This is a genomic window from Mycobacterium colombiense (genome assembly GCF_001665835.1).
Taxonomy (GTDB): domain Bacteria; phylum Actinomycetota; class Actinomycetes; order Mycobacteriales; family Mycobacteriaceae; genus Mycobacterium; species Mycobacterium colombiense_A.
Window position 1 is genome coordinate 31,441 of record NZ_LZSX01000109.1, and the last position, 23,023, is coordinate 54,463.

Genomic DNA, 23,023 nt, shown 5'->3' on the forward strand with positions numbered 1-23,023 from the left:
AAGCCTTTCGAGTGCACGAGAAGTTAGCGTCTGTACGCCGAGCGCCCCGATACTGTTCACTCAGTGATCGTTTCGCGGCCGATTGGTAGACACCTTTGGACGGTAAGGTCCCTTGCCTTTTCGTGGGATAGCGCGCAGTCGACGCAGGGGCTCGACGTACGCTCCCACCATGCATGTCGATGCGATGACGATTCCCCAGCCGCTCGGCCAAATCGGTGACCTCGCCCGCCGGACCCAATCCGCCGGGTTCTCCGGTTTGTTGTTCACCGAGACGGGCCGCACCGCATACCTGAATGCCGCCGTGGCGTCGCAGGCCGCGCCGGATCTCGAATTGTCGACGGGCGTCGCTGTCGCATTTCCGCGCAGTCCGTTCGTGACCGCCGCCGCGGCGTGGGAACTGCAGGAGGCCACCAAGGGTAAGTTCCGGCTGGGCCTGGGCACCCAGGTGCGCACCCACGTGGTGCGGCGCTACGGCACGGCCTTCGAGCGGCCCGGGCCGCGGCTGCGCGACTACCTGCTGGCCGTGAAGGCGTGCTTCGCGGCGTTTCGCTCCGGGACGCTCGACCACCACGGCGACTTCTACGATCTCGACTTCATCACCCCGCAGTGGAGCCCGGGGCCCATCGACGCTGTAGACCCCAAAGTCGATATCGCAGCGGTCAATCCGTGGATGCTGCGGATGGCGGGCGAGGTGGCCGACGGTGTTCACGTCCACCCGATCGGCGAACCGGGCTACCTGGCCCGGCACGTGCTGCCGACGGTCGCCGAAGGGGCGGCCAAAGCGGGCCGTTCACCGTCGGACATCGCGATCATCGTGCCCGTCATGACAATCGTCGGCGACACCGATGAAGAGCGCGACCGGCAGCGCGAGGTGGTGCGCGCCAGCATGGCTTTCTACGGGAGCACACCCAACTATGCATTCATCTGGGACGAGGCGGGTTTCGAGGGCACGACCGCCCGGATCCGGGAGAGGCAGAAGGCCGGAGACTACGCCGGGATGGCGGCCCAGGTCAGCGACGATCACATCGCGGTCTTCGCCACCGAGTCGACCTGGGACGGGCTGGCCGACGCGCTGACCGCGAAGTACGCGGGAACGGCGACGCGGTTGGTGATGTACAACTCGGTCGCCGATCAGGACCGCTTCGAGCGGTACGGCGAGGTGGCCCGCCGGATACAGGCGGTCAGCGGCTGAGCTGAATGGCCTTGACCACCAACAGCAACGCCCCGACCACCAAATAGGCGCGCAGCGCGATCATCGCGAGCCGCGTTCCGGGTGACCAGGTGACCGGCTCGAGCAGTGCCAGCGGTGGCATGCGCCAGGTGTTGCGGTCGACGCCGCGCCCCGGAAGTTGAGGCTGGGGCCGCGACGGCTGCCGGCGAGCCACCCAGCGCAGCATCGGCGCCGCGGCCGCCGCGAGAATGACCAGCCCCAGCGTCAGGTAGCCCGCGACCGCGACGACGTTGAGGTCGGGAAACAGCGTGGTAGCCATCAAGATTCCGGATAGCAGCAGCAGGACGCCCACGATCAGCCCGGCGACCCAATTGAGCCAGGACCGATTTACCCACGGCCCCAACACCTCTCGGTCGTTGCACAGCAGCAGCAGAAACACGCTGGCGCTGGGCAGCAGGAGACCGGCGAGGGCCTGCACGGCGGTGGTGATCAACCCCAGCGGGGCACCCGGAATCAGCACGATGACCGCGGCCAGCGCCACCATTGCGGTGTAGGACAGGTAGAACTGCTTGGCGTCGGAGAAGCCACGGTGCAGCGAATGCTTGAGGCCGAACACGTCTCCGAAGGCGTAACTGGTGGCCAGGGTCACCGCGGCGGCTCCGATGATCGAGGCGTCCATCAGCACGATGGCAAAGATCGAGCCGAGTATCGGGCGGTGCGCGCCCAGCAGATGCGCCGTGGCCCCGGCGTCGGTGAAGCCGCCAATGGTGTTGGTGGAGCGCGCCGCCCACTCACCGGTCATCATCAGCGCGGCGGCGCCGACCACCACCACGAAGGCGCCCAGCACGGTATCCGCGCGTTCATAGCCCATGAACCGGGGGGTGATGCGCTTGTCGACGACGTTGGACTGCTGGAAAAACAGCTGCCACGGCGCCACGGTGGTGCCGACGATCGCGATGATCAGCAGCACCGCGTCCGAACTGATGCCGCCCGAAACGCTGGGCACCACAAACGACTTCGCCGCGTCCACCCACTGCGGATGTGACATCAGCAGCATCGGGATCTGCAGCAGCGTGACGGCGATGAAAATGAACATGGCCCGCTCCCAGCGGCGGAAGCTGCCGCTGGCCATGATCGCCACCAACGCCACCGCCGAGATCGGTACCGCCACGTATTTGGAGATGCCGATGTATTCGGCGGCCAGGCTGATGCCGATGAACTCGGTGACGATCGTCAAGAAGTTGAGCAAAAACAGATCGCCCACCGAAAACCAGCCCCAGCCACGGCCGAAACGTTCGTTGATCAGCCGGGCGTGCCCGACGCCGGTGACCGCGCCGAGCCGAACCACCATTTCCTGGTTGACGATGAGCACCGGGATCAGCAGCAGCAACACCCACAGCAGCGAATAGCCGTAGTTCTGGCCGGCTTGGGCGTAGGTGGCCACCCCGCCCGCGTCGTTGTCGCCGACCATCACGATGATGCCGGGTCCGACGATCGCGAGCAGGGTCAGCAGCCGCGTCCGCCAGGTCCGGGCATGCTCGGTTTCCCCGACGCTGATGCGGCCGAACGCGCCCTCGATATCACCCAGATGCGCGCTGTCCAGCACCGCGGTGCGCCGCGGTGGTGTCGGCTCGGAGCGTTGCACGTCGACGCCCTGCGCGTCGGCCTGGGTGGTGTTCTCGCCGCCCGAACTCACTGCGGGGAACCTCCCGTGGGCGGTGTGTCACGGTCGTCGGCGGCGATTTCGCGGATCGGGCGCGGCGCGGGCTCGCGGCGGCGCCAGTCTTCGGGAATGGTGGCCTCCAGCACGTCGTCGACGGTCACCACCCCGAGTAGGCGGTCCTGCTCGTCGACGACGGGGATGGAGTAGAGATTGAAATCGGCCATCAGCAGCGCGATATCGGTCAGGTCCGCGACGGCGTTCACCCGCACCGGGTCGGAATCCATTAGGGCTCCGAGTTTTTCAGCGGGATCGACCTGCAACAGGGTGATCACTGAAACGACGCCGTCAAGACGCTTGTCCTCGTCGAGCACGTGTACTTTGATCAGCGCCTCCGGCTGGATGCTGCGCGAGGCGCCAATCAACGCCAACGCCTCGCTCGCGGTGGCGGTGGCCGAACACGTCACGGAGTCGACATTCATCAGCCCGCCGGCACTTTCGGGGTTGAAGCCCATCAAGGTGATGACCTTGGTGCGTTGCGGGGCGGGCATCAGCTCGAGCACACGGCGGCGCCGTGACTGGCGCAGGTCGGCGATCGCGTCGGCGGCATCGTCGGCGCGCATCCGGCCCAATAGCGCGGCGACCTCGATGTCCGGCATGTCGTCGAGCAGCCGGCTGGCTTTTTCCGGATCCAACTCTTCGAAGACGTCGGCTTCCAACTCCGGGTCGCTGTGCACCCGATCGAGGATCTCGCCGCCCTCGGCCTTGTCCGCTTCCTCGAGAAGATCGGCGATCTCGGCGGCCTTGAGGTCACCGAACCGATCCGACAGACGCCGGACGGCGTCGGAGCGCGCGTGGCCGATCAGCGGCTCGAACGCCTTCCAATCGCGAGACGCGTGGCCGCCCGAATGCTTGATCAGCCCGAACAATCGTGGTGGACGGCGGGTATCCAAGCGGGTGACCATCCAGCCCTCGCCGGTCTGCTCCAGCTCGACGTCGTAGGCGCGCACCAGCTCGACGGTCGCCACGTCAATCAATCGGTGGCCCAGCACATCGGTGCGCAACAGCACCTCGCCCTCGCGGCGTTCGAACCCGCGAAGGTCAACCTTGTTCTTGGTCAACAGAACTCGGTCCGCGGAGAACTCGTCGATGGTCTTGTCACCGATGAAAACCCGGCGTCCGCCGACCCCGGCCACGATCCCGGCCACCAGCGGATACTCTTCGGCGCCGCGCAGCCGCACGATCACGTCCTCGACGCGCCCCACGGTTTCTCCGGCGCGGGCCAACACCGGGGCGCGCAACAACTGCGAGAGATGGATGACCTGTTGCCCGGCGCGCCGCTTGGACGCCTTCTCCGATAGGGCCATTTTCCCTCCTCAAGGCGGTACGACCGAACCCGCGGACAAAGTACCCGACGTAAGCGTCGCGGCGCCATGTCCGGCTTGAAATCGATCGTTGGACCGTCTCGGCGGCCAGAGCATACGCTTTCGCCGCCACGGACGACTACAGCCAATAGGTAAACGGCAGAAAGCTATTGGGCTCGGCTCACCCCGGTGACTATTGCTTGTCGACTTTTCCGGCGATCTGGTCGGCGATGCTGACGCCGAGGTCCCCGACGTCCTTGCGGCACGCGTCGATGTCGATGACGACGTTGTTGCGGACGGTCAGCGCCCGTTGGCAGGGCACCGTCACGCTTGCGCCGTTTCCGACGACGGTCAGGGTCACGGGAACGCTCAAAACTCCGTTGGCGTTGGAAACCTGGCCCACCTTCCACTGCAGCTCCGGTTTGCCGTCGGCGGCGGGGACGGTGTCCTGGCGGTTGGCGCAGGCGGGCCAGCGCTGGGCCGACGTCGTGAAGAATGCGCTCGCCTGCTCGGGGGACCCGAACAGCACCACGACCTGATATACCTCAGGGCTTTCCAGTTGATCCGCACTCGCGGGCGCCGGTGCCTCGTCGTGATAGCCGTAAACCGCAGTGCTCCCGCTGTCGGCGTACACGGACGCCAACGCCGCGTGCACCGTGTACCGGCATTCAGCGGGGAATGTGTAGTCCTCGCGCTTGAACGGGTCTTCCAACAACTTGGTGATCGGTGGATCGCTCGACGTTCCCGTGGCACCCAGCACGGTGTCGACGTCGTTCGGCGAGAGCATCAGATCGGGCAACGCAGCCTGCGCCAGGGGAGTCTTCGACGACGCCGTCGTGGTGGTCGACGACGAAGCGGTGCCGCCCTTGTTGTCACCGCCGCACCCGGCGACCAGTATTGCGGCAGCAACGACAACTGTCGCGGTCAGCTGGCTCTTCATGCGCATGGAGCATACGACGGCACCGCCTATCGTGAGCGAGATCGGAATTAACCGTTATGTTCGCTGTGTGTCCGCAGTCGACTTCACCTCGGTATCCCCGATCGTCCCGGTTCGGGACTTGGACGTTGCACTAAGCCGGTATCGCCGGCTCGGCTTCGACGCCCACGCATATGAAGGACCCGAACGGTACGGATTCGCCGATCGCGGACAGGTGTCGATCCACCTCACCGAATGGGCCGAGCACGACCCGCTGCGCACGGCCGCCAGCGTGTACTTCTACGTCAGTGATGCCGACGCCCTGTATGCGGAGTGGGCGGCGCTGGAAAACCTCGACGGTCGCCTCGTCGCCCCGCAGGACACACCGTACGGTTTGCGCGAATTCGTCTACGTCGATCCCGACGGCACCGCGCACCGCGTCGGCTCGCGGCTGGGTTGACCTCAGGCCGTCTCCGTTGCGGGAGAAGGTTTTTCCTCAGAGGTTGGAGCATAGCTGGCCTGGCTGTGGGCCAGCGCCACCGTCGCCGCCGCCATCAGACCCACCGACATGGCCAAGGCCACCCAGCCGAAGTCGTTGGTCTGCAGCGTCTCTCCCAGCACGGTGACACCGAGCACCGAGCCGACGATGGGCTCGGCGACGGTGACCGCCGGCAGCGACGCGGTGAGCGGGCCGGCCCGAAACGCCGACTGCTCCCAGGCGGTGGCGGCGATCGCCAGCACCACCCACACATACGACTCGGGTGCGCGCAACAACGCCGCGATACCGTGGTCGAGTTGATCCACCACGCCTTTGGTCAGCACCGAAAACAGGCCCCATAGCGAGCCGGACATCAGGCCCAGCAACAGCGCTCCGACCGATCCGGGGAACATCCGCGCGCCGATCACGCACAGGACCAGCGCGGGCCCCATGACCAACGCCACGATGGTCCATGTCTGCACCGACCCGCGTGGGGTCCCCTGCTGGGGATCGCCGACCGTCACCACCACCGCGACCGCGACCGCGAGCAAGGTAGCCCAAATGCCTTGCCGGCGTGTGATTCTGCGGTGGCTCACCCTCGCGTTGATGAGCAATGCGAACAGCAACGACGTCACCAGCAGCGCCTGCACCAGCACCACCGAGCCCAGGCCCAGGGCCGCGGCCTGGAACCCGAACCCGGCGCCGGCCACCAGACTGCCGGTCCACCATTGCCGGTCGCGCAGCAGCCGGCGGAACAGGGTGAAGGTGCCGACCGGCTTTTCGGTGACCTGTTGAGCGGATCGCTGCTGGACGACGTCGCCGGCGCCGACCATCAGCGCGGCCGCCATCGCGAGCCCTGCGGCGATGGCGGTGCTGCTCACCAAGACCTCCTATGCGCCTGGCTCGGAATTGTGCTTGTGGTGCAACCGGTTTGCGTCGTCGTCGCTCCGACGAACGTCAGCTGTTGCGCCGGATCTTGAGCGCAGTGGTGATCATGGGAACCTGCAGCGGCAGCCGGGCCAGGGCGATGAGGCGCATCGGCCACGGCTTGCCCCACCACAACCGGCACATGTTGACGTTGGCGGGAAAGACGCCCACGAACAGCGCGACGGCAGCCAGGGCGGCCAGTCGACGGGTGGCACGCGGCACCAGCAGTGCCCCGGTCGCGATCTCGACGACCCCCGACGCGTAGGTGTAGAAGCGTGGAGTGCCGGGAAGCTCGGCGGGCACGATCTGGTCGAACGGTTTTGGCGCCAGGAAGTGCACCGTGCCGATGCCGATGAGCATCGCCGCGACACGGTATGCGGTGCTCTGCGCGTCACGCTGGACGAGGGGTGTGCTGGTCATCGACCCATTGTGCTCGCGTGCCAAGAACGAGTTACGTGCGGTCGGCGTCGGTATAGCGGATGATGCCGCGAATGTTGCGGCCCTCGAGCATGTCGCGATAGCCGTCGTTGATCTGCTCGAGGGTGTATTCGCGCGTGACCATGTCATCGAGGTTGAGCTGCCCCAGCTTGTACAGCTCGAGAATCGCCGGGATGTCGTGCTGGGGGTTGCCGCCACCAAAAATGCTGCCCTGCAAGCTCTTCTGTAACAGCGAGAGTCCAGCGAGGTTGAGGGTCACCTCATTGGCCAGGACGCTGGCCATGCCGGTGAGGCAGCAAATCCCGCCCTTGGCCGTCAGCCCCATCCACGACTCGACGTCTTTGCCCTCCACGTGGCCCACGGTGACGATCACCTTGTGGCACATGAAGCCTCGCGTCGCCTCGGCGATGCCGGCCGCGGCGCTGCCCACGTCCGCGAAAGACGCTGTGGCGCCGAACTTGAGCGCCTGCTCACGCTTCCATTCATAGGGATCGACGGCGAATATGCGCCGGGCCCCCGCGATGCGGGCGCCCTGCAGGGCGGCGACGCCGACGCCGCCGATGCCGATGACCGCGACGTCCTCACCCGGTGAGACCGCTGCGCTGCGCACCGCCGAGCCGTAGCCGGTGGTCACCCCGCAGCCCACCAGGCAGGCCACGTCGAACGGGATCGACGGGTCGATCTTGACCACCGAGGTGTGGTGCACCACCACGTACGGCGCGAAGGTGCCCAGCAGCGACATCGGGATGACGTCGCGGCCCTGCGCGGTGACGCGAAACGATCCGTCGGAGACGGATTGACCCGACAGCAGGCCCATGCCGAGATCGCACAGGTTGCGCAGTCCCGTCTGGCACGGTGTGCATTTCCCGCAGGACGGGATGAAGGACATGACGACGTGATCGCCGACGGCCAGGTGTTCGATGTCCTCGCCGATCTCGGTGATGATGCCGGCGCCTTCGTGACCGCCCAGCACCGGATAGCTCGGGATGGGGAAGTCGCCCGTCATCAAATGGTGGTCGGAGTGGCACAACCCGGCCGTTTCGAGCTGGACGGTCACCTCGCCGCGGCGGGGGTCGCCGATTTCGATCTCGTCGACCGACCATGGCGCGTTCAGTTTCCAGACCAGCGCACCTTTGGTCTTCAACCCGTTGGCCTCCGTGTTTACCCGAACCGCTTAATTGTTAGCGTCGTCACAGCAGTCCGGCCTACTGAATTTAGACCATTACTATTGCCTATACAGTATTTGATACGATTCGCGGCGTCTGACCGCCCACAACAACGAGGTTGAGAACATGGGAACACCCGTCATCGTCGGAGCCGCCCGGACCGCGATCGGCCGTTCGTTCAAGGGCACGCTGGTCAACACGCCGCCCGAGACCCTGATCACCGCCGTGCTGCCCGAGGTGGTCCGCAGGTCGGGCGTCGACCCCGCCGACATCGACGACATCATCTTCGCCGAATCGCATTACGGCGGTGGAGATCTCGCGCGTTACGCAGCGACTGCGACGGGCCTCGAGCACGTTCCCGGACAGTCGGTCAACCGGCACTGCGCGGGCAGCCTCACGGCCATCGGCAACGCCGCGGCGCAGATCGGCTCCGGCATGGAGCGCGTGCTCATCGCGGGCGGCGTGCAGTCGCTGTCGATGACGCCATTGACGAACTGGCGGATCCCCGGCCCCGAGCTGAAGTTCGAGGAGCGCTGGATGCCGCCGACGCACGTGGAGACGCCGGACGCGCCCGCCAAGGACATGTCCATCACGGTGGGCTGGAACACCGCGCAGGCGGTCGGGATCACCCGCGAGGAGATGGACGCCTGGGCGGCCCGCTCGCATCAGCGCGCCGTTGCGGCCCAGGACGCCGGCAAGTTCGTCGACGAAATTTTGCCGCTGAAGATCACCCAGTTCGACGGCTCGGTCACCGAGTTCGCGGTGGACGAGCATCCGCGTCGCGACACCACCGTCGAGAAGCTCGCCGGCCTCAAGGTGCTGCACCCCGAAATCGAGGGCTTCTCGATCACGGCGGGTAACAGCAGTGGCACCAACGACGCCGCCGCCGGCGTGGCCCTGGTCGATCGCGACTACGCCGCGGCCAACAAGCTCAACGTGATGGGCACCGTCAAGGCGTGGGCCGCCGCGGGCGTACCGGCCCGCGATTGTGGCCTCGGTGCCGTCAAGGTCATCGGGAAGGTGCTGCAGCGGGCCGGTCTGTCGCCCAGCGACGTGGCGCTGTGGGAGATCAACGAGGCGTTCGCGTCCGTCCCGATCGCGGCGTGCCGCGAATACGGCATCGACGAGGAGAAGGTGAACTTCTCCGGCAGCGGCTGCAGCCTCGGTCACCCGATCGCGGCCTCGGGTGCGCGCATGGTGACCACGTTGGTCTACGAGCTCGCCCGCCGCGGCGGCGGCATCGGCGTCGCCGCGATGTGTGCCGGCGGCGGCCAGGGTGGCGCTGTCGTCATCGAGGTCTAGCGGCGATCGCGAGGTCAGCGGCGGGTCGCCGCCAGCCGGTTCAGGGCGGGTCGCCGCCATCAAGTATGAGCCACCGCAACGTAGTTCGCACCGGCTAGTTGCAGAATGTGTAGCCGATGAATTCCGTGCCGCGCGTATCGCCGCTCGAGTAATTGGCGAAGTGCACTGCCGGCGCTCCGTTGTATTGAGTGTTCATCTTCTGCACGTTCGGTGGCGGAGTGCCCTTGGGGAAGGCCAGAATCATGTCGGCGAAAATCTCCAGGCCGACCTGGCAGATGGCCTCGCGCCGCGGCTGCTGCGGATTCCACGCGTGCACGACCACCGGTTCGGTCAGCTGAGATCCCGCCGCACAATTCGGGTCACACAGCTTGAACAGTGCAGTGCCCGTCCCGTCGGCGCCTTGCGGTCCCCAGGAACTCCACGACATGTCCTGCAGCGCAACGGCCACGCTGGCGCAGCCCAACACGTTGAGCCGCTTCGGCCGCGAAACCGGCGGGACGGACGGGTTGTAGCAGCCCGGGATGGCGAAGCTCTCCGGCGCTGACGGCGTCGGCTGGGTGCTGGGTGCCGTCGCGCTCTGCTGGCTGCGGGTCAGCTGCACGCCCACCACGGTGAGGACCCCGACCAGCACCACCGCCACGACAATGCCGGCCCCGATCAATCGCCCCCGCGAGGTGTGCCGCAGCCGCCTCGATAATGGGACGTTGGCGTTGCCGCTCACGGTCACCAGATTACGGGTGAAATGTTTCCGCCGGGGCGGTGCCCGCCGACTGACATGACAGGGTAAAGTTGGTCATCGCTACCAACATATTGAGGATTCCGTGGAGCTGCCGATGAATGACCATGATCTGGCCGCGCGGTTGGCCACCGAGGCCGGTCGGCTATTGCTCGGGGTTCGGGAAGAGTTCGCCGACGCGGAAGCGGGTGACCGGAAAGCCGCGGGGGACAAGCGATCCCACGATTTCTTGATGGAGGCGCTTGCCGCCGAGCGGCCCGGTGATGCGGTGCTGTCCGAAGAGGGCGCCGACGACCCGGTGCGGTTGCGCTCGGACCGCGTCTGGATCGTCGATCCGCTGGACGGCACGCGGGAATTCTCCGAGCTGGGACGCGACGACTGGGCGGTGCACGTCGCACTCTGGGAGGCCGGCGAGCTGGTCGCCGGCGCCGTGGCGCTACCGGCCCAGGGCATCACGTTGGCGACTCCGGACATGGATTCGCCTCCTGTCGCGCCGGGCAAGCCGCGCATCGTGGTGTCGCGCACCCGTCCACCCGCCGTCGCATTGAGCGTGCGCGATGCGCTGGACGGAGTCCTGGTAGAAATGGGTTCGGCCGGCGCCAAGGTCGCCTCGATCGTTCAAGGGTTGTCCGATGTGTACGTGCACGCCGGCGGCCAGTTCGAATGGGACTCCGCCGCGCCGGTGGCCGTAGCACGGGCCGCCGGGCTGCACACCTCTCGCATTGACGGGTCCACGCTGGCGTACAACCAACCCGATCCGAAGCTGCCCGATCTCGTGGTCTGCAGGCCCGAACTGGCGGAAGCCGTACTCGCGGTTACGCGCTGACCGTCGGCGCTGTGATATGCGCCCAGTCGGTCACTTTGGCGACGTGAGCTTGTCAGTTTGCTTGGGGGAGTGCGTGAACGCCGCGCGATAGGCGCTCGGGGTCAGACCGGTCTTGTGAATGAAATGGTCGCGCAGTGAGTCCACGGAGCCAAGCCCGCTGCGATGCGCGATGACCCTGACCGGCAGATCTGTGGTCTCCAGCAGTTCCCGCGCGCGGTCGATCCGCAGTTGCAGGAGCCATTGCAGAGGGCTGACGCCGGTTTCCTTTCGGAAGCGTCGATTGAGCGTACGAATACTGACGTTGGCGTGCCCGGCCAGATCGGCGAGCGTGAGCTTGTCCTGAATTTTCGTCAGCGCCCAGGCGCGCGTCTGACTCAAGCCGGTGGGGGTAGTCGCGGGGACGGCCGCGCTGACGAACTGCGCTTGTCCGCCGGCGCGCACCGGGGCGACCACGGCCAGGCGGGCGACGGTATTGGCAACTGCCGCACCGTGATCGGTGCGGATGAGGTGAAGGCACAGGTCGATTCCGGCGGCCAGTCCCGCCGAGGTGACGACCGACCCGTCTTCGACGAACAGCACTTCGGGCCGGACTTGCACGCGTGGATAGCATTGCGCCAACTCCGCGGCGTAGCGCCAGTGGGTCGTCGCGCACCGCCCGTCCAGCAAGCCCGCCGCCGCCAGGACGAACGCGCCGGTGCAGATCGACGCGATTCGCGCACCGCGACTTGCGGCATCCTGTAACGCCGACACCAGCTCGGGTGCGACGTCGTCGCGCGCGCCGGTTCCGGTAACGAGAACGGTATCGGCGACGCCGATCGGCTCCAAAGAGTCGGTGACGATTACGTCGAACCCACCTCGCGTGGCCACCGGTCCGGGCACCGGTGTGCAGGTACGGACCGCGTAGGCGTCGCGCCCGCCGACCTGCACGCCGCCGAACAGCAAGTCCGGGATGGACAGCTCGAACGCCCCGACCGGCGGGACGGCGACCACCGCAATGTGATGTATGGCCAGAACCTCCCCAACTATGGCTTTTATGCCACTAGCGCAGTGTAGCCGGTCGCCCGAATAGTGGGGCTTTGACGCCTCGAAGGAGGCTTTGCCGCCCAAAGGAGAAGTGTCCGTGAAAGTTGTTGTCGGAGCAGGGGGTGCGGGTATAGCGACCGCTGAGCTGCTCGCCGATGCTGGTCATGAGGTACGGCTGGTCACCCGCCGCGGCAGCGGTCCGAGCCATCCGCGGATTCGGTGCATCGCGGTTGATGCGTCGAAAACCGGCGACCTCGTGGATGTGCTCGCCGGCGCCGACACCGTGTACAACTGCGCTGCCCCGCCGTATCACCTGTGGCGCACCCAGCTCCCCGCTCTTGCTTCCGGCATTCTCGACGGCGCGATCGCGGCCGGCGCCGACTACGTCATGTTGGGCAACCTGTACGCCTACGGCCCCGTGGCAGGCCCGATCACCGAGCACCTTCCGCTGAAACCGAACTCGGTCAAGGGCGAACTGCGCGCACACGTCTGGACGCAGGCGAAGGCCGCCCATGATGCCGGCCGGGTTCGCGTAACGGAAGTCCGCGCCAGCGATTTCATCGGCCGCGGCGCCATGTCGGTGTTCACGATCATGGTCACGCCGAAGGTGCTTGCCGGCAGGGTCGCACTGTTTCCCGCCGACCTCGATGCACCGCACAGCTGGACCGGCACCGTCGATGCCGCACGCACCCTGATCACTGTCGGCGCCGACGAGCGTAGTTGGGGACGACCGTGGCACGTCCCCACCAACCCCGCGGTGTCGCCGCGGGAGTTGGCGACGGTACTGGCCAACTGCGCGCGAGTCGGCGCTCCCAGGTTGCGCCGCATGCCGGGTTGGTTGCTGGCCTCGGCGGCCTTGGGCTCCAAAGTGATCCGCGAATTGCCTGAGATGCAGTATCAGCTGCGGGAGCCGTTCGTGATGGATTCCTCGGAAACTGCCCACACGTTCGGCCTGACTCCGACCCCGCTCCACGAGATCCTGCACGACGGGCTATCCCGGGATCCTGCCGGGATCGCGACAGGCCGCGGGGCGCGATCATGACCGAAGTCCGCCAATACTGCGAACTTGGCGCGTCGGCGCAGCAGGTGTGGAGCCTAGTCACCGATTTCGGGAGATTCGTCGAGATGCTCGTCGCCTCGCGTGACGGCACAGTCAGGACCCGCGGCGCGGGAGTCGGTATGCTGCGCACTGTCACGGTCGGCGGGGAGCACATGATCGAACGCCTCGACGAGATCGACGAGAGGCGATGGCGAACACGGTATTCCATGATCGCCACCGGACCGTTTCCGGTGGCCGACTATCGAGCAACAATTACGTTGAATCCGCTCGGTGAGAACAGGTGCGCGTTGACCTGGGCAGGCTCCTTCATTCCCCACGGCGCCAGCGAATCCGATGCCGCTGAGGCGGTGCGCTCAGTCTACGTCGAGGGAATCGCATTGATGCGTCAGCGGTTTGGGGGATGATGCGCGCGCGATGCGCGGCGTGGCACCCAGTCAGACCGTGACGAAGTCGGCCATCATCGCCATGTCCTCGTGCTCGAGGTTATGACAGTGGACCAAATACGTTCCCTTATAGTCGGTGAACCGCACGATCACTTCCACCGCTTCGGCCGGTGCAACATCGATGGTGTCTTTCCAACCGTGATCGAAGGGCCCGGGCGGTCTGTTGTCGCGCGACAAGACTTGAAAGTGGTTGAGATGGACATGGATCGGGTGGCGGATGTCGGTGATGAAGCGCCAGATTTCGACGTCACCAACGCGCGGTGTCGCGAGCGGAACGCCGGGCCGGTAGGGCTTGTTGTTGATCATCCACACACCCGCTCGGCCTTGTCCGAACAGAAAGGTGCGGGTGGTCGTGGCCCCGTTGCGGTCCAGGGGGACGAAGGTTTCGCTGAGGCGTTGCGGAATGGTGGATTCGTCTGATCGGTCGGTGCCGACGACATCGAAGCGCATGACTCGCGCACTGGCCTGTGCGCCAAGGGTGTTGACGAGCTGTACCCGGGTGCCCGGACGATAACGGGAGAAGTCGACGACGAGGTCGAAGCGTTCGGCGGGTGCGATATCAATCGCGTCATAAGTGAGCGGGCTGGGCAGAAGACCGCCGTCACTGCCGATTTGGGTGAATGCCGAGCCCCCAGGCGGCGGCGGATCAAGCTGCAGTCGGTAGCGGCGGGCGTTGGAGGCGTTGAGCACCCGGAATCGATAGCGCGCGGGATCGGTGTCCAGCACCGGCCATGGCGCACCGTTGACGAGCACCACGTCGCCGAGCACACCGTTCATGTAGGGGGCGGCGACATCGCCGCCGTCGGTGAGCGGGTATTGGAACGAGCCGTCAGCCGCAAACGATCGATCGGTGATCATCAGCGGAATGTCGCGATGACCGTTCGGCAATGGGAGGCCACGCTCTTCGTCGTCGTGGACGATGTGAAATCCCGCGAGCCCTCGCCAGACGGCCTGGCCGGTGTAGCTCATGCGATGGTCGTGATACCACAGTGTCGCCGCGCGTTGCTGCATCGGGTACACGTATTCGCGTTGTCCGACAACGGAGTTACGTGACATGCCCGAGCGCATACCGTCGTCGTGAGTCATGGCATGGGCGGTGGCTCGGGGCTCAATGAGGTCGAGCGGGTAACCGTCACTGTCGGGTGGGGTGTGACCACCGTGAAGGTGCACGGCGACCGGAACGGCTAAGGCGTTGTGGTGGCGGATCACTGCCCGCCGACCCGACCGAGAGACGATGGTCGGCCCCGGAAATGTCCCTCCATACGTCCATGCGGCCGTCGTCAGGCCGGGCAGTATCGCCAAGTCGGCGGCGCGCTGGGTGACCGCGTAATAGTCGCTGGTGGTGTCGCTGGCGATGGGCGCCAACTGGTCTGGTATCGGTAGCCGCGCGTGGTAGTGCGGCGGCAGCGGCACCTGGCTGCGCAGCAGCTTGCCCGGCTCGGCGGAGCCCAGCGCCATTTGCGCCGCGGGCCATCCGGCACCCGCGATGCCGAGTCCTGCGGTGAGAAGGCCGGCTCGGAGCAGGGCGCGCCGCTTCACGGCCCCGCCTCGCTCTCGACGGTGTACCGGTCCGGCAGCGGGGTACGCCAGATCATGGTCGCCAGTTGGACAATCCCGACGACGAGCAGCACGCCGAGCGGAATGTGTAAGGCTGCCAACCGCAATTCACCCGCGGCGAATTCGGCGACGAGTAACAACGTCTGCACGACGGCCCCTACCAAGGCACCCGGCGGACCGCCGACCCGCCAGACCCAGGCGAGGATAACGACTTGCACCGCAGAGGTGATGGTGATCGCTCGCGCTCCAAGCGCGTGCAGCATCAGCGCGTCGTATTGGCCGCCCAGAAAATTGCCCGCCAACGTCGCCTGCACCAGCGCGAGCACCACCATCAACGCGGTGCTGACCCGTGCCGACACTAGCGCTGCGCGTGCGGTCGGGGCTGCCGCGGTTCCCACGTCAGATCACCCCTGGGTGTGCCGCGAGTGTCACACCCAGGGCGGCGCAGTTCAGCGCCAGGAGAAATCCGCCGAACATCATCTGACCGCTGATGTCGTGGGCCAGCACGTGGGTGTACACGGCGCACACGAAGAAGACGACCAGCCCCGCCGCAGCGGCGATGCCCACAGCGGGAATCCACAGGCCGACAATTAGTCCCATGGTTCCCAACGTTTTCAAGGTGCCGATGGGAAACCTCAACCACGAGACGGGCACGCCCGCGCTCTCCATCCCGGGCAGAATCGGCGCGAAGTGAACCAGCGCCGCGATACCCGAGAATCCATCGAAGGCGATCGCGATGAACGTCACGACCAAATATGCGGTGTGCACGGTGCCCTCCTCAGGGAATTCGTCCGAGTGACCCGGGTACCAATGCCGGACCAGAGTCTTTGGTGGACAGGGCCTCTCGGCGCACCATCTGCCACAGGGTGGGGGTGGAGTCGGTGGTGGAGACGATCACAATGCGGCCGACGGAGGCCGAGTCAGCCACCAGGGAAACCAGATAGTCGGCCAAGTCGATGCGTGCGGTGAACGCGCCCACCGGATCGACGGGCCCGCTGAGGTAATCGGTCGGTTCGGGCAGGTCGAAGAGACCGGAGGGCCGGACGATGGTCCAATCGAGGCCACTGCCGCGCACGATGGCTTCCATGCGTCGCATGTCGTCGTAGACCGTCCTGCCGATCGTTCTGCTGATCACGGGTTCAACCAGCCGCAACAGGAGCGGCGCGTGAAGGCGCCGTGTGGGACGTACCGACGTGGAGCTCACGACGATGAGTCGGCGCGTTCCCGACGCACGCATGGCTTTGACGATGTTGGTCGCTCCGGCCGAATAGGTTTCAACTCGCCGGCCGGTGAACGGCACACCAAGCACCGAGACCACAGCATCGGCTCCCGCAACAGCCTCGAGGACGGCGGCGTCATTGCGGACATCGGCCCCCACAACCGTCAATTGTGCGTGGAGAATAGGGAATTCGCGTGGCCGACGCGTGACGGCAACCACAGAGTGGCCGGCTTTTAGCGCGCGTGCGACGGCAAGCCTTCCCGTGGGTCCGTTGGCGCCGAAGATGATCGACTTCATCGCTTGCTCCTAATTTAATCACGACTAGTGATCATCATGATAGATGACAATCATGCTTGGTGCCAGATTGTCGTGACGCGTCCGGTTATGGCCGCGGCTTGGGTTGGGGCGCGGCGATCACGCCAATTCGGGGTGAACTCCGGGGATGAGGCCTGCTCGCGCGGCGACGCGCTGGAGAAGGCGGCGCAGCTCAGCGCGTTCTTTCGATGACAAGGGCGCGGCTATCTCGTTTTCGAGCTCACGGCCTTGCTCATGCAGCGCAGGCAGCAGTCGGCGGGCCTTGGCGGTCAGCGTGACGGCGACCGCGCGCCGGTCCTCGGGGCGCGGTCGCCGGTTGGCGAGCCCCCGCTGCTCAAGCTGGTCGATGACCACGACCATGGCGTTGCGGTGGATGCCGAGACGTTCGGAAAGCTGACGCTGGGATTGGCCGTCGGCACTGGCCAATGCCAACAGAACCGCGTACGTGCGAGGGTCTGCCCCCATCGGCGCAAGGCGACGCTGGAAATCGCTGCTGACGTGAGCGCCGAGTTGGGCGAGCAGAAACGGGATTCGTTCGTCGAGTTCGGCGATGCCGGAGCGGTTTTCACTCATTGGCTGACGACGGCTCCTCGAGTGCATGAGTGTTTGCGCCGCAGGGCATTACGGCAAGCGTGGCTACCGCCCAGACCGTCATGCTACAAGATAATCATCGACCGATACAGTTCTTTCGGGTTTCTGTCGCTGCGGTGCTCCGAAACGCGCTCGATGACCGCGCGAGCATAGCGAGCAGTCTGATGGTGCGCTGTTGTTCGCTGTCGCTACCGCAGGGCACCGCCATGAAGTCGGTAACCCCTGCATCCTGCAGGCGACGAAGTCCGCGCTCGACCTCGGTGTCGTCGCCGACGATGGCCACGTCCGCCGGATTATTCAACCCTTCACGGGCCAGGGTGCTGCGATATTCGGGGACTTGCGCGGCGACTGCGAATTGCCGGCTTATAGCGCTACGCGCCTCGTCGACGTCGTCGGTCGCCCACACTGGTAGGCCGGCCACGATTCGCGGTGCAGGGCGGCCCGCCCGGGCGGCGGCTGTCGTGATGGTGGGCACGACATGGGCGGACAGGGTCCGTGGGCCGGTCATCCATGTCACCGTGCCCTCGCTGAGTTCACCGGCTACCCGCAGCATGGCCGGCCCCAAGGCTGCGAGCAGCACGGGCGGGGCGGTTACGCCGGGAAGATCGACCGCGCCGGCGGCGGTGACGAAACCCCGATGGTTGACGGGTTGTCCATGGAGCAGTTCGTTCAGCAGGCCGAGATATTCACGCATGCGCGCCACAGGTCGGTCGGTTGGCATCCCAAACATCCCGGTGATCATCGCGCCGATCCCCGCCCCGATTCCCAAGGTCAGCCGGCCCGAAATGGCGTCTTGAACCGTCAGTGCCTGGCTGGCCAGAACGAGGGGGTGGCGCTGTGGCACCGGTACAACCGCGGTTCCTAGCTCGATGCTGTCCACCGCGACGCCAGCCAGCGCCACACTGGTCAGCGCATCGATCCCCAGTGCCTGACTCGACCATGCGACGGGAAAGCCCGCCTCTGCGGCCTCCCGAACCTGTTCGACTATGCCGTGAACCGTCGTCGGTCCCCGAACCTCGCCGATGGCAATGCCGATGCGCACTGATGACCTCCATATCCGACTTTCGAAGCATTGAAACGGGGTGGCCCTCCGTTTATCTCCCGCTAAGATACGGGGGGCAACCCCGTTTTTGCAAGGAGCGTGCAGATGCCGCGTCGGTCACCCTCGCGGGATGAGCAACACACGCGGGCTGATGCCCGGCGCAATCGCGAAAAGATCCTGAGTGCGGCCAGCGCTGTGATCAGTGAATCGGGAGCCGATGCCTCCCTTGAGGAGATCGCGCGCAGGGCAGTAGTGGGATCGGCGACCTTGTATCGCCATTTCCCCAGTCGCGCAGCGCTTTTGCAGGCAACGTTTCACGACCGGGTCGTCACCCTCTGCGATCGCGCCGAAGAGCTGGCCGAGACTGCGGACGGTCCCACTGCCCTGGTCGCCTGGCTTCGCGAGCTGGTCTCGCATGCGGCAGCAACCCGTGGGTTGGTGGCCGCGCTGGTGGAGTTGCCAAGCGTCGGTCGGTACGAGGACTCGCATCGACTGATTCGGCAGGCGGGTCAGCGCTTGCTCTCCCGCGCCCAAACGGTTGGATCGGTCAACGCTGACATCACCGTCGACGATGTGCTGCATCTGGCCAACGGCGTGGTGGTCGCGGCCGAGGCTTTAGGCGATGCGGCACGTAGCGCGGACCGTCTGATGGACATCGTCGTGAACGGACTGGTTGTGCAGGGCCGATTGCAGCCGTTGCCGAAGTAATTGGGGCACAGCACACTTCAATCCCGACTGTTCGACGACCCAGAGGGTGGCGTTCTGCATATGCGGAACCGGCTCAGAGCCAGGCCTGCTGCCACGACTGGATGCGCTCGGCCAGTTCAAGCCCGCGGTCCTCCTGAATGAAGTGGCTGGCCTTGATGCGGGCGTGCGGCTGGCCCGCGGCGCCGGGGATGTGCTTGATCAGGGCGCTGTCCGCCTTCCCGAGGATCGGATCGCGGGCCCCGAAGATGGCGAGGAACGGCTTTTCCCAGCGGCCGAGGGCGTCCCATGCTTTCCTGTTGGCCGGAATCGCCGGATCGGTGGGTGAGGTGGGTACCAGCTGAGGAAACGCGCGGGCCCCGGCCTGATAGGTCTTGTCGGGGAAGGGCGCGTTGTAGCCGGCCCGGACTTTCGACGGCACGCGGCGAACGGTCCCGGCGCTGACGATGCGGCCGGCGGGCAGGACGGGGGAGTAGTGCGCGAAAGCGCGCCAAGCGTAGAAGGCCGGCGGGGTGCGCCGTTGCGCCGTGGGGAGGAAACCGTTGGCCACGACCAGCCGCCCGACGCGTTCGGGCTGCTCGGCGGCGATGCGCAGCCCGATCAGCGATCCCCAGTCCTGCACGAACAGCGTGACGTCCCTGAGGTTGAGATGCTCGAACCACGAGATCACCCACTCCACGTGGCGCTGGTAGGTGTAATCCTCGACCCGGCTGGGCTTGTCCGAACGGCCGAAACCGATCAGATCGGGCGCGAGCACGCGGTTCCCGGCGTCGGTCAGGGGCGGAATCATCGTGCGGTAGAGGTAGCTCCACGTCGGCTCGCCGTGCAGCAGAACGATCGGCGGCCCTTCGATCGTGCCCTCGTCGAGGTAGTGCATGCGAAGCGGCCGGGTGTCGCTCGCGGTTACGTCAAGGTAATGCGCAACGAACGGGTAGTCCTCCAGGTTTTCGAATCGGGAGTCCGGGGTTCGCAGCACATGCATATCAGCTCCTCCGGTGAACCGGCACCTCTGCTAGCCTCTCGCGCCGGCGCGAATTCGTCTAGTAGCAGATTCATTGAGCTGGGCCCCAAAGGCCACTAAACTGGCCTGTTCATGGCAATTCGGCGCGCGGTTCTGCTCATAGCCGACATCGGCGGGTACACGCATTACATGCAGTGGAACCGGACGCACCTTGCCCACGCCCAGCTGACGGTTGCAGGCCTGTTGGAGTCGGTCATCAACGCGGGCAAGGGTTTGAAGCTAGCCAAACTCGAGGGTGACGCCGCGTTCTTCTGGGCACCGGACAGCCACGCCAAAGAGGTGGTGTGCGACCGCCTGTCACGGATGCGCACGTCGTTCCTGGAGCGGCGTGAGCTGATGAAGAATGACATCGCCTGTCAGTGCGCGAGTTGCGAACAGCTGGAGAAGCTGTCGCTCAAGTTCGTCGTGCATGTAGGCGAGGTGGCGGATCAGAAGGTGAAGCGCCACGTCGAGCTGGCCGGCTTCGATGTCATTCTGGTGCACCGAATGCTGAAAAACATGGTGCCGGTCGCCGAATACGTGCTGATGACCGATCCCGTCGCGGCTTGCCTCGACGAGCCTATGCGCGAGCTTTGCATGCCGTTGGTGCACGTCTTCGACGGCATCGGAGAAACGTCGACGCACTACATCGACCTTGCGGCGGGGCAGGTTCCCGTCGCGGCGCCGCGGCGCAGCTTTTTCCGCCGGCTCGGTGCGACGACCAGGTTCGAACTCGACAGCCTGCCCTTCACACTCGGTATGAAGGAGCCCGCCCAGGGGTTCCGCAACCTGGGCCGGGGCGCCGAGGAAGTCTCCGCATAGCCGAAAACCCCTGTGGCGCGACCCCGGTCCACTATGGGGTGTCGCCCAGGGCCCGTCCCATTCGCGAAACCGCCTCGGTCAGGATGGCTCGCGAGGTGGCGAAGTTCAATCGCACGTGCCCGGTTCCGCCGGTGCCGAACACGTGGCCGGAGCTGAGCGCCACCCGCGCGTGATCGAGGAACCAGCGGGCCGGCCCGGCCAGATCGGCGACCACCGCAAGGCCATCGGCGGCTTCTTCGTCGAAGCCGAGCTCCCGGCAATCCAGCCATGCCAGGTAAGTGCCTTGCGGCCATTGGTATTTCACGCCGGGAAGGTGCTCGGCGAGCAACTCGCCCAGCAGTGTCCGGTTCTCGTCCAGGCCCTGCAGGGTCGCGTCGAGCCAGTCGCTGCCGCTCCGAAACGCCTCGGCATGGGCGATGACACCCAGGTGACTGGGTCCGTGACTGACCTCCTCCGGCATCCGGTTCAGGTCGGCGGCGGCCTCGGGTCCGGCGATGGCCAGCGCGGCTTTCAAGCCGGACAGATTCCAGGCCTTCGACGCGGAGATCAGGGCGAAGGCGTTCTCGGCGCCCGGGACGGCGAGGAAGGGAGTGAACCGCGACCCCGGCAGAATGACGGGGGCGTGAATCTCGTCCGACACCACCCGCACGCCGAACCGCCGTGCGAGCTCGGCGACCGCACCGAGTTCATCGGTGGTGTGCACCGATCCTGTCGGGTTGTGCGGATTGCACAGCAGATAGGCGACCTTCGCGTCCCTGCCGGCCCCTGCGCGAGCCCGAACGAACGCATTCTCCAAGGCGTTCAAGTCAATTCGTCCGTCGGCGAGGGGCGCCTCGATGACGCGGCGTCCGTCGTGCGCGACGAATGCGTAGAACGGCGCATACACCGGAGGGTTGACTACGACGGCGTCACCGCGATCGGTGAGCAGGCGCAACACCTCGACGACACCGAGCATGACGTCGGGAACCAGCGCGGTGCGGCCGATCTCCAGGTCGTGCCATTGCCAGCGCCGCGCCGCGAATTGGCTGACCGCTTCAGCCAGCGCGGTCCCGCAGGGATATCCCGTGTCGCCGTTGTCGATGGCCTTCCGTAGCGCTTCGGCCACCGTCGGTGCCAGGTTGACGTCCATCTCGGCGACCCACAGCGGCAGGACGTCGGCGGGGTGCGCATTCCATTTCATGCTGGTGCGAACCCGCAGTTGCTGCAGCGTCAATTCCTCCAGTGGATTGGGAGTCACGCCCGCAGAGTAACCGGCGCGACCTACCCGCCGACAAACGCATTTTGTGGGATGGTCAACGGAAGGTCCACCGAACTCAGCAATCCCGGCTGCGCGGCAACGACATACGGCACGGCGTTGACGACGCGCATCGCGGTGGCGACCATGGCGCCCGCCCCGGAGGTCATCCCGCCGATGCCGGCCTTCGCGGGATCCTTCAGCGTCGCGGCCAGCGTGCAGTCGATGTCCGGATCGCCGCTGATCTGGACGCGGTAGGACAGATCGCCGATTCCTTCCGGCCAGTCCGGGGCGACGTCGTGTGCCAGCCGGGTGACGTGTTCGATGATGATCGCTTCGCGGCCGTCGACGATCCCGGTGGCCCGCATGCGCAGCGCGCCGCAGGTTCCCGCCTCGACGGTGCCCATCGCGACATCCAGCGTCCGATTGGTGACCGCGCGGTCGAAGAACTCGCGGACTTCCTGGACTTCGACCCCCAACGCGTCGCCGATCAACCGGATCTGGCCCTGCCATTCCCCGGCGATCGCACCCGCAAAGCCGATCCACGGCTGGTAGTCGAGCGGACGTCCGAAACCCAGCGCGTCACTCATGATGTCGGGCACACCGTAGTCGTCGTACAGGCCGATCTCCCACGCGTGAATCTTGTCGATGGACGACGACTGCGTGGACAGCACCAGCGGCAGATAGTCGGCGGCGAAGCCCGGCTCGATCCCGGAGGCGTACAGCGACACCTGGCCCTGCTTGGCCGCGGCGACCAGCTGGTCGCGCCACTCCGCGGGCTCGTAGGCGTGCGGGTTGACCATTCGCGTGGTGCTGGTGGTCACGACGTTGATCCCGGCTTCGAGCAGCGTGGCGTAGTCCGGGATGGCCAGCGCGTCCCGCTCCGGGCCGCTGGCCGCATAGATGACACAGTCGGGCTTGAGCGCGATCAGCGCGTCGGCGTCGTTGGTGGCTTTCAGGCCGATCGGCTCACCGCCGGCCAGCTCGCCCGCGTCCTTGCCGACCTTGGCGTCCGAGTGCACCCACAC

At 66.1% G+C, this 23,023-nt stretch carries 25 protein-coding genes; 8 read left to right on the plus strand and 17 right to left on the minus strand.

Features of this window, described 5'->3' with window-relative positions:
* Positions 1–169 precede the first annotated feature (169 nt).
* Positions 170–1,192 carry a TIGR03617 family F420-dependent LLM class oxidoreductase gene (locus tag A5760_RS25710; RefSeq protein ID WP_064886131.1) on the plus strand — a complete coding sequence of 341 codons (1,023 nt, stop codon included), beginning with the start codon at positions 170–172 and terminating at the stop codon, positions 1,190–1,192.
* Here A5760_RS25710 and A5760_RS25715 read toward each other — a convergent pair.
* The 3 genes from A5760_RS25715 to A5760_RS25725 all read right to left on the minus strand — a co-directional run bounded on the left by A5760_RS25715 (position 1,182) and on the right by A5760_RS25725 (position 5,135).
* The gene (locus A5760_RS25715) at positions 1,182–2,867 is read right to left on the minus strand and encodes an NRAMP family divalent metal transporter (RefSeq protein WP_064886132.1); all 1,686 of its coding nucleotides are present in this window, start codon (positions 2,865–2,867) and stop codon (positions 1,182–1,184) included. The genes A5760_RS25710 and A5760_RS25715 overlap by 11 nt on opposite strands.
* The gene (locus tag A5760_RS25720) at positions 2,864–4,198 is read right to left on the minus strand and encodes a magnesium transporter MgtE N-terminal domain-containing protein (RefSeq protein ID WP_064886133.1); all 1,335 of its coding nucleotides are present in this window, start codon (positions 4,196–4,198) and stop codon (positions 2,864–2,866) included. Before A5760_RS25720 ends, A5760_RS25715 begins: the two co-directional genes overlap by 4 nt.
* Positions 4,199–4,388: 190 nt before the next feature.
* A complete protein-coding gene (locus A5760_RS25725) occupies positions 4,389–5,135 on the minus strand; it encodes a sensor domain-containing protein (protein WP_064886178.1) in 747 nt (248 codons plus the stop codon).
* Between the two features lie 67 nt (positions 5,136–5,202).
* Here A5760_RS25725 and A5760_RS25730 point away from each other — a divergent pair, with 67 nt between their 5' ends.
* Positions 5,203–5,571 (plus strand): bleomycin resistance protein, encoded by a 369-nt coding sequence (locus A5760_RS25730; protein ID WP_064886135.1) that lies wholly within the window; start codon positions 5,203–5,205, stop codon positions 5,569–5,571.
* Positions 5,572–5,573: 2 nt separating this feature from the next.
* Here A5760_RS25730 and A5760_RS25735 read toward each other — a convergent pair whose 3' ends face one another.
* From A5760_RS25735 to A5760_RS25745, 3 genes are all read right to left on the minus strand, one after another.
* The gene (locus tag A5760_RS25735) at positions 5,574–6,470 is read right to left on the minus strand and encodes a DMT family transporter (protein WP_269199210.1); all 897 of its coding nucleotides are present in this window, start codon (positions 6,468–6,470) and stop codon (positions 5,574–5,576) included.
* A 76-nt stretch (positions 6,471–6,546) separates the two neighbouring features.
* Positions 6,547–6,936, minus strand: coding sequence for a hypothetical protein (locus A5760_RS25740; protein WP_064886137.1), 390 nt, complete (start codon positions 6,934–6,936; stop codon positions 6,547–6,549).
* Between the two features lie 31 nt (positions 6,937–6,967).
* On the minus strand, positions 6,968–8,098 hold the full coding sequence (locus A5760_RS25745; protein WP_064886139.1) for an NDMA-dependent alcohol dehydrogenase: 1,131 nt from the start codon (positions 8,096–8,098) through the stop codon (positions 6,968–6,970).
* 148 nt (positions 8,099–8,246) lie between these two features.
* Here A5760_RS25745 and A5760_RS25750 point away from each other — a divergent pair, with 148 nt between their 5' ends.
* Positions 8,247–9,422, plus strand: a complete 1,176-nt coding sequence (locus A5760_RS25750) for a thiolase family protein (RefSeq protein ID WP_064886141.1) — start codon at positions 8,247–8,249, stop codon at positions 9,420–9,422.
* A gap of 94 nt (positions 9,423–9,516) precedes the next feature.
* On the opposite strand, the gene A5760_RS25755 is transcribed toward A5760_RS25750, so the two are convergent.
* The gene (locus tag A5760_RS25755; RefSeq protein WP_419538280.1) at positions 9,517–10,107 is read right to left on the minus strand and encodes a hypothetical protein; all 591 of its coding nucleotides are present in this window, start codon (positions 10,105–10,107) and stop codon (positions 9,517–9,519) included.
* A 148-nt stretch (positions 10,108–10,255) separates the two neighbouring features.
* Here A5760_RS25755 and A5760_RS25760 point away from each other — a divergent pair, with 148 nt between their 5' ends.
* On the plus strand, positions 10,256–10,984 hold the full coding sequence (locus A5760_RS25760) for a 3'(2'),5'-bisphosphate nucleotidase CysQ (RefSeq protein WP_064886182.1): 729 nt from the start codon (positions 10,256–10,258) through the stop codon (positions 10,982–10,984).
* A gap of 30 nt (positions 10,985–11,014) precedes the next feature.
* On the opposite strand, the gene A5760_RS25765 is transcribed toward A5760_RS25760, so the two are convergent.
* Complete coding sequence (locus A5760_RS25765; protein ID WP_331237277.1) at positions 11,015–11,974, minus strand: GlxA family transcriptional regulator; 960 nt, start codon at positions 11,972–11,974, stop codon at positions 11,015–11,017.
* Between the two features lie 130 nt (positions 11,975–12,104).
* Here A5760_RS25765 and A5760_RS25770 point away from each other — a divergent pair, with 130 nt between their 5' ends.
* Together A5760_RS25770 and A5760_RS25775 are read left to right on the plus strand one after the other, a co-directional pair.
* Positions 12,105–13,049 (plus strand): NAD-dependent epimerase/dehydratase family protein, encoded by a 945-nt coding sequence (locus A5760_RS25770; protein WP_196772209.1) that lies wholly within the window; start codon positions 12,105–12,107, stop codon positions 13,047–13,049.
* Positions 13,046–13,471, plus strand: a complete 426-nt coding sequence (locus A5760_RS25775; RefSeq protein WP_064886150.1) for an SRPBCC family protein — start codon at positions 13,046–13,048, stop codon at positions 13,469–13,471. Before A5760_RS25770 ends, A5760_RS25775 begins: the two co-directional genes overlap by 4 nt.
* A gap of 30 nt (positions 13,472–13,501) precedes the next feature.
* On the opposite strand, the gene A5760_RS25780 is transcribed toward A5760_RS25775, so the two are convergent.
* The 6 genes from A5760_RS25780 to A5760_RS25805 form a co-directional block, all read right to left on the minus strand.
* A complete protein-coding gene (locus A5760_RS25780; protein WP_064886152.1) occupies positions 13,502–15,049 on the minus strand; it encodes a multicopper oxidase family protein in 1,548 nt (515 codons plus the stop codon).
* On the minus strand, positions 15,046–15,399 hold the full coding sequence (locus A5760_RS25785) for a hypothetical protein (protein WP_064886186.1): 354 nt from the start codon (positions 15,397–15,399) through the stop codon (positions 15,046–15,048). Before A5760_RS25785 ends, A5760_RS25780 begins: the two co-directional genes overlap by 4 nt.
* Positions 15,400–15,466: 67 nt before the next feature.
* Positions 15,467–15,835 (minus strand): DoxX family protein, encoded by a 369-nt coding sequence (locus A5760_RS25790; RefSeq protein ID WP_064886154.1) that lies wholly within the window; start codon positions 15,833–15,835, stop codon positions 15,467–15,469.
* A gap of 10 nt (positions 15,836–15,845) precedes the next feature.
* Positions 15,846–16,583 (minus strand): NAD(P)-dependent oxidoreductase, encoded by a 738-nt coding sequence (locus A5760_RS25795; protein WP_064886156.1) that lies wholly within the window; start codon positions 16,581–16,583, stop codon positions 15,846–15,848.
* Between the two features lie 117 nt (positions 16,584–16,700).
* Positions 16,701–17,174 carry a MarR family winged helix-turn-helix transcriptional regulator gene (locus tag A5760_RS25800; protein ID WP_196772210.1) on the minus strand — a complete coding sequence of 158 codons (474 nt, stop codon included), beginning with the start codon at positions 17,172–17,174 and terminating at the stop codon, positions 16,701–16,703.
* 94 nt (positions 17,175–17,268) lie between these two features.
* Positions 17,269–18,234: a TIGR03564 family F420-dependent LLM class oxidoreductase gene (locus A5760_RS25805; RefSeq protein WP_064886159.1), complete on the minus strand. Its 966-nt coding sequence runs from the start codon at positions 18,232–18,234 to the stop codon at positions 17,269–17,271.
* A gap of 105 nt (positions 18,235–18,339) precedes the next feature.
* Here A5760_RS25805 and A5760_RS25810 point away from each other — a divergent pair, with 105 nt between their 5' ends.
* The gene (locus tag A5760_RS25810; RefSeq protein ID WP_064886161.1) at positions 18,340–18,942 is read left to right on the plus strand and encodes a TetR/AcrR family transcriptional regulator; all 603 of its coding nucleotides are present in this window, start codon (positions 18,340–18,342) and stop codon (positions 18,940–18,942) included.
* A gap of 73 nt (positions 18,943–19,015) precedes the next feature.
* Here the strand turns inward: A5760_RS25810 and A5760_RS25815 are convergent, their stop codons facing one another.
* Positions 19,016–19,921 carry a haloalkane dehalogenase gene (locus tag A5760_RS25815; RefSeq protein ID WP_064886163.1) on the minus strand — a complete coding sequence of 302 codons (906 nt, stop codon included), beginning with the start codon at positions 19,919–19,921 and terminating at the stop codon, positions 19,016–19,018.
* A gap of 111 nt (positions 19,922–20,032) precedes the next feature.
* On the opposite strand from A5760_RS25815, the gene A5760_RS25820 reads away from it, so the two are divergent.
* Complete coding sequence (locus A5760_RS25820) at positions 20,033–20,761, plus strand: DUF2652 domain-containing protein (protein ID WP_064886165.1); 729 nt, start codon at positions 20,033–20,035, stop codon at positions 20,759–20,761.
* 31 nt (positions 20,762–20,792) lie between these two features.
* Here A5760_RS25820 and A5760_RS25825 read toward each other — a convergent pair whose 3' ends face one another.
* Together A5760_RS25825 and A5760_RS25830 are read right to left on the minus strand one after the other, a co-directional pair.
* Positions 20,793–21,998, minus strand: a complete 1,206-nt coding sequence (locus A5760_RS25825; RefSeq protein WP_064886167.1) for a MalY/PatB family protein — start codon at positions 21,996–21,998, stop codon at positions 20,793–20,795.
* Between the two features lie 23 nt (positions 21,999–22,021).
* Positions 22,022–23,023: hypothetical protein (locus A5760_RS25830; protein WP_064886170.1), on the minus strand; the 1,002-nt coding region annotated here is incomplete at its 5' end.